This is a genomic window from Saccharopolyspora karakumensis, assembly GCF_004349225.1.
Lineage (GTDB): Bacteria > Actinomycetota > Actinomycetes > Mycobacteriales > Pseudonocardiaceae > Saccharopolyspora > Saccharopolyspora endophytica.
This window is the reverse complement of sequence record NZ_SMLA01000108.1, coordinates 1-5,797: the sequence shown is the minus strand read 5'-3', so window position 1 is coordinate 5,797 and position 5,797 is coordinate 1. Positions and strand designations below refer to the sequence as shown.

Here is a 5,797-nt window from a genome sequence, read left to right as displayed (position 1 = left end):
CCCCGACGCCCACCAGATCACCCGCATCGACCTGCGCACCACCACCGCACACCCCACCCCCGTACCAGGCGCACCCGTCGACGCCCTCGACCTAGACCCCCAACGCACCGCCGTCGCCCTCCGCGACACCGGCACCATCACCATCCTCAACAACGGCCAACCCGCCACCACCACCGACAAGTTCCAAGGCCCCGCACAACTCCTCCACCACAACGGCCAGATCTACGTCCTCGACCGCCTCACCACCGCCATCACCCCCATCAACACCACCACCGGCGACAAAGGCGCAGGACTCCGAGCAGGCGAAGGCGCCACCAACACCACCCAAGACCGCTACGGCCGCATCCTCACCATCGACACCCGCGGCCAAGCACTCCTCGCCTTCAGCACCGACCCCCTCATCCTCAAACAGCGCTACCCCGTCCCCGGCGCCCCCTACGCACTCACCTACGACCCCACCACCGACACCGCCTGGGTCACCCTCACCGCCACCAACGAACTCGTCGGCTACGACATCGCAGGCGGCGAACCCCGAGAACGCCACCGCATCCCCACCATCAGCCAACCCGACACCATCACCATCGACCCCGACACCAAAACCCTCTACATCGCCTCCGCCAACGGCGCCGGATACCAGGTGGTGAGAATGTGAGCGCACAAACCGACAACCCCGAAACCGACACCGACTGGGAATACCGGCCGCTGCGCCTCCCACCCGGCATCACCCGCATCAGCGCAGCGACCCAACTCAGCATCCACGCCGAATACTCCGGCTGGGAACTCTCCCGCGTCCTGCTCTACGCCGACGGCACCCGCAAGATCTGGCTCCGCCGCAAACGCAACACCCCCGGCATCCCCAACGTCATCACCTGATCACCGCACCCGCCACAACCAGGCATCCGTCGCGAACTTCGACTCCACCAACGCCCTCGCGCGAGCCTCCTCCGCCGCGCTCACCGGCCCCTCCACGAGCCCGAACCGCGACCGGAACCCCTCGATCAGCCGCTCGATGACGACCTCACGCGCCAAACCCGTCTGCCGCGCCAGCGGATCCACCCGCTTGGCAGCGCTCGCGACACCCTTGTCCGACAGCTTCTCCCGGCCCACGCGCAGAACCTCACCGAGCTTCGCACCATCGATCGAGTACGACATCGTCACGTGGTGCAACACCGCACCCGAAGCCACCCGCTTCTGCGCCGCACCACCGATCTTCCCGCCACCAGAAGCGATGTCGTTCAACGGCTGATACCACACATCCAGCCCCAGATCCCGCAGCACACCCAACACCCAGTCGTCCAAGAACGGATACGACTCCGCCAACGACATCCCCGCCACCAACGACGGCGGCGCGTACAGCGAATACGTCACCGTGTTCCCCGGCTCCACGAACATCGCCCCACCACCGGTTACACGACGCACCACCTCAACACCCAGCCGCACCGCCGCACCCAGATCCACCTCGTTGCGCACCGACTGGAACGCACCCAAGACCACCGCAGCCGACGACCACTCCCACAACCGCAACGTCGGACCCCGACGCCCAGCACCCACCTCCTCGGCCAACACCTCGTCCAAAGCCATGTGCATCAACGGCGACCGCGGCCCCTCACGCACCAACTCCCACTCGTGATCACCCCACTCCGACGCTCGCGACAACGCACGACGCACCGCCGTGGCCACCGACTCCGCGCCGAACCCCACCAACCGCGCGCCCTCGGGCAACCCACCCCGAATCCGCCGCACCAACTCCTCCGGCTCCGCCGACACCGGCGCACCCACCAACGACGCGTTGATCGCCTCCAACGCCTCATCCGGCTCCAGGAAGAAATCCCCGCTCAACCGCACGTCCGACAACCGGCCATCGACCACCTCCAGGTCGACCACCACCAACTTCCCGCCCGGAACCTTCACCTCACCGCGCACACCGCCCCCTCTCCCACAACATCGACAACACCACGCCCCGCCACCGGAATCTCCCGATGAGACCCAGCTCCCAGGAAGGCACCCCATGACCGAGCTGCTCACCGGAGCACTCATCGCCGACGGCACCGGCACACCCCTGCGCCCCGCCGACGTCCTCATCGACGACCACCACATCACCGCCGTCGGACCACCCGGCACGCTGCCCCAACACCACCCGCACCGCGACCTCACCGGCCTCGTCCTCGCACCCGGCTTCATCGACGTCCACTCGCACGCCGACAACGCACCCCTGCTCACCGACCACGACACCACCAAGATCCTGCAAGGCGTCACCACCGAAGTCGTCGGCAACTGCGGATTCAGCCTCGCACCCCGCACGACCACGCACGCCGACGTCCACAACGCCTTCCTGCAACGCCTCTTCCCACCCCTCAACCCCACCTGGACCGGCTTCGCCGAGCTCTTCCACGCCACCGACACCGCAGGCCACATCACCAACCACTGCCCGCTCATCGGACACGGCACCCTGCGCGTCGCCGCCACCGGCATGACCGACGCGGCCACCGACGCCGACGCGCTGCACCGCATGCGCGCGATGCTCGAAGAAGGCATGACCGCAGGAGCTTTCGGGCTCTCCAGCGGCCTGATCTACCCACCGGCCCTGTTCGCCACCACCGACGAGCTCACCGCGCTGGCAGACGTCCTCGGCGGCGACGGCCTCTACGCCACCCACATGCGCGACGAAGGCGACCACCTCCTCGACGCCATCGACGAAGCCCTGCGCATCGGCCACGTCGCCGGCCGCACCCACCTGTCGCACCTCAAGGCCACCCACCCGCGCAACTGGGGCAGGATGCCCGACGCCCTCGACCGCATCCGCCAGGCCCGCGAAGCCGGGCACACCGTCCACCAGGACGTCTACCCCTACACAGCCTCCTCCACCACCCTCACCTCCGTGCTGCCCACCGACTACCTCGGCGGCGACTCCGAGCACACCCTCGCCAAGCTCACCGCCCCCAACGCCCGCGCCGAGCTCACCGCCGCGATCGGCCGGACCACCCACTTCGACCGCATCCTCATCGCCACCACGCCCAGCCACCGCCACGAGGGCCGCACCCTCGCCGACATCGCCGAGGACCGCGGCACCGACCCGGTCAGCGCCCTCATCGACCTCCTGGTGACCGAGGAGCTCCGCGTGGCGATGATCCACTTCTCGATGCACGAGGACGACCTCGAACTCGCCCTCCGCGACACCCGCACCATGATCGGCTCCGACGGTCTGCCACCCGGCAACGGCGGCAGACCGCACCCGCGCATGACCGGCACCTTCCCCCGGCTCCTGGGCCGCTACGTCCGCGAACGCCGCGTGCTGGAGCTGCCCGAAGCCATCCGCCGCATGACCTCCCTGCCCGCCGAGACGTTCCGGATCCCCGACCGCGGTCTGATCGCCCCGGGCAAGGTCGCCGACCTCGTGGCCTTCGACGCCGACACCGTCCTGGACGTCGGCGACTACCAGGACCCGATGCGGGCACCGACGGGCATCCCGTGGGTGTGCCTGGCCGGCAGGACCGTCGTCGATGGCGGCAACTTCCTCGGCCCCCGAGCCGGCACCCGCCTGACGCCCCAGGCCTGATCTGGCCGTCCCGAGCTTCTTCTCGAGTCGGTTGGCGAGGTGCTGATGCGGAGCATTTATTTCATCCACCACTGAAGCTATAGACGCTAATACTGAGAAGAAAGCCAGCTCGTCCGGGGGATTCCCCGGCGTGTGTGGCGCGTCCCACATGCGATCTGTCCACTCGCGACGGACGATCGGCCGGTGAAATCCATTGCCGAGAGGAGCCCCGCCATGACGCTCTCAGATCATCGGGTCGCCCCGCAGGACTCCTTCGACCCGGACGTGGACCTGGACCTCCCGGTCCAGACCCGCCGGGACTCAGTCGAGACCGAAGACGACGAGAGCCACGTCATCCGCGGCTACGACTGACCCGCCGAGCCGGCGCGCCGCCCACGGTCGCAGCAACACCTCCCAGGACCAGGCGGCGCGCCCTCCCCTCCTCCTGGCTGACAGCGACTTCCCTGGCGAGCTTCGGCGTCCAAGCTTTCGTTTCATTCGACACTGAAGTCACAGACGGTAATAACCTGTTAAAGCCTTCGTCTTCGATGAATCCGGGCGGCCCTCGACGATCCCCGGGAGAATCGGTCCTCGGCGTAGGCTCCCGGGGATGCAGCCCGGGGACGACTGAGTGAGTGCTCGCTCATTGACATGAGTGAGCACTCACTCCTATCTTGATGGCGTGAGTTCTGAACCACCGCGCCGGCGTGCCTCGGCGATGAGCCCCGAGCAGCGGCGCGAAGCGATCGTCACGGCCGTCCTGCCGCTCGTGCGCGAGCACGGCGCGCACGTCACGACCAAGCAGATCGCTCACGCCGCCGGGATCGCCGAGGGCACCGTGTTCCGGGCCTTCACCGACAAGACCGAGCTGCTGCAGGCCTGCGTGACGGCCGCGCTGCGCCCGGACGAGCTGTGCGCGACCGTGCGCGCCGTCCCCCGCGACATCGACGTCGCCGCCAGGCTGACCGAGGCGGCTCAGCTGTTCCTCGACCACTTCACCAGCTTCGGCGAGCTCGTCCACACGCTCGCCGCCTCCGGCTTCGACCTGCGCGGAGGCCCCGAGGGAAAGCCCGCCGGCCTTCCGGAGGTCCGCGAGCAGTTCATCCGCGACCTCACCACCGCCCTCGCCTCGCTGGTCGATCCGCAGGAGCTGCGGATCCCACCTGAAGACCTCGCCGCCTACCTGCAGGCGCTCGTGCTCGGCATCCGGTTCACGGCCACCGCCTCGGACACCTCCGGTGCCGACCACGCCACCGCGATCCGCGCCCGCGTCGACGTGCTGCTGCGCGGAGCCCTGGCCGAGACCACCGACGACCCCCGGGAGCCCCGATGACCGAGCCGATCATCGAAGCGCACCACATCACCCAGAAGTTCGGGGACGTCACCGCCCTCGACGACGTCAGCATCTCCGTCGCGCGAGGCAGCGTGCTGGGCCTGCTCGGCCACAACGGGGCGGGCAAGACGACGCTGATCAACATCCTCAGCACGCTGTTGCCGCCCACCAGCGGAACCGCCACCATCGCCGGGCTCGACGTCGTGACCCACCGGCGCGAGGTCACCGCCCGCATCGGTCTGACCGGCCAGTTCGCCGCCGTCGACGAGCAGCTCTCCGGCTACGACAACCTCGTGCTCATCGCCCGCCTGCTCGGCGCGAACCGCCGCGAGGCCAAGCAGCGCGCCGACGAGCTCCTGCACACCTTCGACCTCGTCGAGGCGGCGCGGCGCCCGGCCCGCACCTACTCCGGCGGCATGCGCCGCCGGCTCGACATCTCCGCCAGCCTCGTCGGGCACCCCGACGTGATCTTCCTCGACGAGCCCACCACCGGACTCGACCCGGTCAGCAGGCTCAACCTCTGGCAGATCGTCGAGACCCTCGTCGCCGACGGCACCACCGTGCTGCTGACCACCCAGTACCTCGACGAAGCCGACCGGCTCGCCGACACCATCACCGTGCTGTCCGCCGGCGAGGTCGTGGCCACCGGCACCGCCGAGCAGCTCAAGGCCCAGGTCGGCCAGCGCACCGTCAACGCCACCCTCACCGAGAGCTCGAACGTCAGCGACGCGCTGCTGGCGCTGCGCACCGCGGGCTTCGACCCCGCGCACGACCAGGCGCGCCTGACCATCCCGGTCAGCGCCTCCCGCCAGCTCGCCGACGTGGTCCGCGCGCTCGACGACGCCGGCATCGACATCGGTGACCTCGGGCTCGGCGAACCGACCCTCGACGACGTCTACCTCGCCCTCGCCCACCACGCCCCCGCCGCC

7 protein-coding genes are annotated in these 5,797 nt (G+C 69.2%); 6 read left to right on the top strand and 1 reads right to left on the bottom strand.

Annotated elements, in window-relative coordinates; genetic code table 11:
* Together E1202_RS30860 and E1202_RS30855 are read left to right on the top strand one after the other, a co-directional pair.
* On the top strand, nucleotides 1-652 hold a 652-nt coding region (locus E1202_RS30860; RefSeq protein WP_132686837.1), incomplete at its 5' end, for a YncE family protein.
* Nucleotides 649-873, top strand: coding sequence for a DUF5703 family protein (locus tag E1202_RS30855; RefSeq protein ID WP_132686836.1), 225 nt, complete (start codon nucleotides 649-651; stop codon nucleotides 871-873). The genes E1202_RS30860 and E1202_RS30855, both read left to right, overlap by 4 nt.
* Here the strand turns inward: E1202_RS30855 and E1202_RS30850 are convergent, their stop codons facing one another.
* On the bottom strand, nucleotides 874-1,923 hold the full coding sequence (locus E1202_RS30850) for a lipoate--protein ligase family protein (protein ID WP_132686835.1): 1,050 nt from the start codon (nucleotides 1,921-1,923) through the stop codon (nucleotides 874-876).
* 85 nt (nucleotides 1,924-2,008) lie between these two features.
* Between E1202_RS30850 and E1202_RS30845 the strand changes: the two genes are divergently transcribed.
* The 4 genes from E1202_RS30845 to E1202_RS30835 form a co-directional block, all read left to right on the top strand.
* Complete coding sequence (locus E1202_RS30845; protein ID WP_132686834.1) at nucleotides 2,009-3,556, top strand: N-acyl-D-amino-acid deacylase family protein; 1,548 nt, start codon at nucleotides 2,009-2,011, stop codon at nucleotides 3,554-3,556.
* Nucleotides 3,557-3,769: 213 nt separating this feature from the next.
* Entirely contained in the window at nucleotides 3,770-3,907 is a 138-nt protein-coding gene (locus E1202_RS31655; protein ID WP_165944039.1) for a hypothetical protein, read from the top strand.
* Between the two features lie 310 nt (nucleotides 3,908-4,217).
* A complete protein-coding gene (locus E1202_RS30840) occupies nucleotides 4,218-4,868 on the top strand; it encodes a TetR/AcrR family transcriptional regulator (protein WP_235879138.1) in 651 nt (216 codons plus the stop codon).
* A partial coding sequence (locus E1202_RS30835) for an ATP-binding cassette domain-containing protein (RefSeq protein ID WP_132686833.1) occupies nucleotides 4,865-5,797 on the top strand: 933 nt, incomplete at its 3' end. The genes E1202_RS30840 and E1202_RS30835, both read left to right, overlap by 4 nt.

Coding starts and splice junctions, on each gene's coding strand:
- E1202_RS31655 (WP_165944039.1), top strand. CDS start 3,770: ATGACGCTCTCAGATCATCGGGTCGCCCCGCAGGACTCCTTCGACCCG.
- E1202_RS30845 (WP_132686834.1), top strand. CDS start 2,009: ATGACCGAGCTGCTCACCGGAGCACTCATCGCCGACGGCACCGGCACA.